At 65.9% G+C, this 2,242-nt stretch carries 4 protein-coding genes; all 4 read left to right on the top strand.

What is annotated here, in order from left to right; translation table 11 throughout:
- The coding region (locus tag ACFC02_RS42330; protein ID WP_376368325.1) for a hypothetical protein at positions 1–265 on the top strand (265 nt) is incomplete at its 5' end.
- Between the two features lie 250 nt (positions 266–515).
- Entirely contained in the window at positions 516–971 is a 456-nt protein-coding gene (locus tag ACFC02_RS42325; RefSeq protein WP_376368323.1) for an NUDIX domain-containing protein, read from the top strand.
- Positions 972–1,197: 226 nt separating this feature from the next.
- Entirely contained in the window at positions 1,198–1,560 is a 363-nt protein-coding gene (locus ACFC02_RS42320; protein ID WP_376368321.1) for a transposase, read from the top strand.
- The coding region (locus ACFC02_RS42315; protein WP_376368319.1) for an IS3 family transposase at positions 1,557–2,242 on the top strand (686 nt) is incomplete at its 3' end. The genes ACFC02_RS42320 and ACFC02_RS42315, both read left to right, overlap by 4 nt.

Below are 2,242 nucleotides of genomic sequence, written 5' to 3'. Positions count from 1 at the left end.
CGCAACGCTACAAACCAGCGCCTACGCACACGCTGCGTCACCACCCGCCGAGCCCGCGGACACCTCCGCACCGCTCAACTTTGAAGACCCGCCAACCTTGCACACCATGGAGTGTCAGGCGTGCGGACAGGCGAGCGTCGACAGCACGGACCCCACGGACGGCACGCGTTGGGCGGCCGACCACTTCAAGGCACACCGTGGCCACCTGACCTACCAAGAGCACATCGAGCGGTCGTACCGATTCGAGCCCGGAGCGTGGCAGTGAGCAGTGATCAGGAACTGTTGGCACCTATCCGGCCGATCACGGCAACGGTTGGGGACGACGTGAAGACCTTTCACGCCCTGGATGACGACGGCAAACCGGTCTGTGGGGCTGTCGGCGAACTAACCCAGTGGCAGCGCACAGTTTCGTGTGCCGCGTGCCTGTCGCCCTGAGGGCGTGACCCACCGCCCACGGCATAGGTTGAGTCAGGCACCGCAAGCGCCAACACGCTTGCCCTATCGAAAGGGTGCACATGAAACGAATCATTGCGCGACTGTGGAAACTCATTCGCGGCCCCCTGCAATGGCGCGTCCTGTGGTTCGCGCACGCCAAATTCATGATCGGCGTGACGGGCGTAGTACGAAACGAGGCGGGGGAGGTGCTACTCCTTAAGCACCGCATGTGGCCCGCAGACCGGCCATGGGGCCTACCGACCGGCTACGCAATCAAGAGCGAGGAATTCCCGCAGACCATCGTTCGCGAGGTCCGGGAAGAAACCGGTCTTGAAGTCGTACCGGGGCGACTCGTTCAGGTAACCAGCGGCTACAAACTCCGCGTGGAAATCGCCTACGAAGCGCTTCACGTGGGTGGAACTCTCAAGCTCGACGGCTTCGAGATTCTGGAGGCGAAATGGTTCAGCCCGGACGCACTCCCGGAGGGGATGCAGAAGTCCCACATTCAGCTCATCAAGGCGGGTGCGGCGGCTTAACGCAACTCGCCCCGAACGAGTCTGTAACCGGCGCTAAGGCAATGGCGGCACTGGCGGCCATTCGCGCGGACGTGTCCCCGCTCACGGCAAAGCATCCGGATCACGTGTTCCGGCCCCTGTCGGAAATTCTCAGCCGGTGGGCGGCAGAGGGCATCGACACCACGCCTTTCCATGCGGGCGTCGAAAACGCGAAACGGCGGTACGCCGGATATGAGGTTCCCCCGAGATGTGGGGAGAGGTGACAGCAGGTCAGATAGGGCTCACGAGAGGAGATCTGACGATGCCTGCCCCGAGGAAGTACCCGCTGGAGTTGCGAGAGCGTGCGGTGCGGATGTACCGCGCTTCCGAGCCGAAGCCTGTGATCCGCCGCATGGCCGAGGAACTCGGCGTGCACCACGAGGCCCTGCGCAACTGGATTCGCCAGGCCGAGGCCGATGCCGGCGAGCGAGGCGACATGCTCACCACCGCCGAGCGTGAGGAGCTTGCCGCTCTACGGAAGGAGAATGCCCAGCTCAAGCGTGCGAATGAGGTCCTGCGGACGGCCTCGGCTTTTTTCGCGGCCCAGCTCGACCCGACCCGGCCCAGGTGACGGCGCTCGTTGACGAGCACCCGCATCTGGGGGTCGAGCCCGTACTCCGGGAACTGAACATCCCCTCCTCCACCTACTACCGGTGGCGCCAGGCCGAGACCGAGCCGTGCGAACGGCGCCGCCGGGACGCCGAGCTGACGGGCAGGATCCGGCAGGTCCACGACGAGTCCGGCGGGATCTACGGCTCCCCCCGCGTACACGCCGTCCTCAAGCGTGAGGGCGTCCACGTCGGCCGCAAGCGCGTCGAGCGGCTCATGCGCCAGGCCGGCCTGGCCGGAATCAGCCCCCGCCGGGGCAAGGGCTTCACTCGGCGTGACCTGGACGCCGATCTGGCGCCTGACCTGGTGCAACGCGATTTCACCGCGAACGGACCGAACCGGCTGTGGGTCACCGACCTGACCATAATTCCCACCGAAGAGGGGCCGCTGTGGCTGTCCGCGATCCGCGACGCATTCTCCCGCCGTGTCGTCGCCTGGGAGACCTCCGCCCGCGCGGACGCGGACCTGGTCCTCACCTCGCTGGAGTATGCCCTGGCCAGCCGCGAAGTCGCCCCCGGCGAGCTCGTTCACCACGCCGACCACGGCTGTCAGGGCGGATTCAACCGGTCGTCGCAACACCTTGTGATCAGCGAGGTGTGGGATGGTTCGTCGTCAGCAGGCGGCCGATCGGGCGGTGCGCCCGA

Source organism: Streptomyces sp. NPDC056160 (genome assembly GCF_042268205.1).
In the GTDB taxonomy this organism is placed as follows: Bacteria; Actinomycetota; Actinomycetes; order Streptomycetales; family Streptomycetaceae; genus Streptomyces.
The sequence above is the reverse complement of the archived record's forward strand: the minus strand, read 5'-3'. Positions and strand labels throughout refer to the sequence as shown.

What these genes read in the sequence shown, in the direction of transcription:
- ACFC02_RS42325 (WP_376368323.1), top strand. Translation starts at nt 516, where the DNA reads ATGAAACGAATCATTGCGCGACTGTGGAAACTCATTCGCGGCCCCCTG.
- ACFC02_RS42320 (WP_376368321.1), top strand. Translation starts at nt 1,198, where the DNA reads ATGTGGGGAGAGGTGACAGCAGGTCAGATAGGGCTCACGAGAGGAGAT.